The following is a 476-nucleotide window of genomic DNA, read 5'->3' as shown; positions in this document are numbered from 1 at the left end:
ATTTTTTCCCGATTAGCTTGTACAAATGCAGAGAAGTATGTGAATAGTATAATTATTACAATATATACAACCATACCAACATTACGTGAAGGACTTGCAGCATTCCCAGTGTTTTGTGCCCATTCTTTAGCTGGATAGCACAACGTTAATGTTCTAGGCAGTAAGGAGAACGCCATTGCAAAGATTACAGGAATAACACCGGCTGAGTTCACCTTTAAAGGTAGATAAGTTGCCTGTGAACCTAATCTTTGAGCAGTTTGTTTCTTAGCATATTGAATCGGAATTTTACGAACGGCTTCAAGTACATAAATAGCACCTACAGTTAATAGTATCAGTGACACTAAAAGTCCTAATACTTTCAACCATGCTAATGATGTATCTTCTTGCCCAACGAACGCAGTTTGTCCAAATTGAATTAGACTGGCTGGCAACGTTGATAAAATACCCGCAAATATGATAATAGAAATACCATTACC

General features: G+C 37.2%; 1 pseudogene. It reads right to left on the bottom strand.

Annotated elements, in window-relative coordinates:
- A pseudogene (locus D7X74_RS42355) lies at positions 1 to 476 on the bottom strand (preprotein translocase subunit SecY); the annotation flags it as partial.

It is taken from the genome of Corallococcus sp. CA047B, from assembly GCF_003612065.1.
GTDB lineage: Bacteria > Myxococcota > Myxococcia > Myxococcales > Myxococcaceae > Corallococcus > Corallococcus praedator.
The sequence above is the reverse complement of the archived record's forward strand: the minus strand, read 5'-3'. Positions and strand labels throughout refer to the sequence as shown.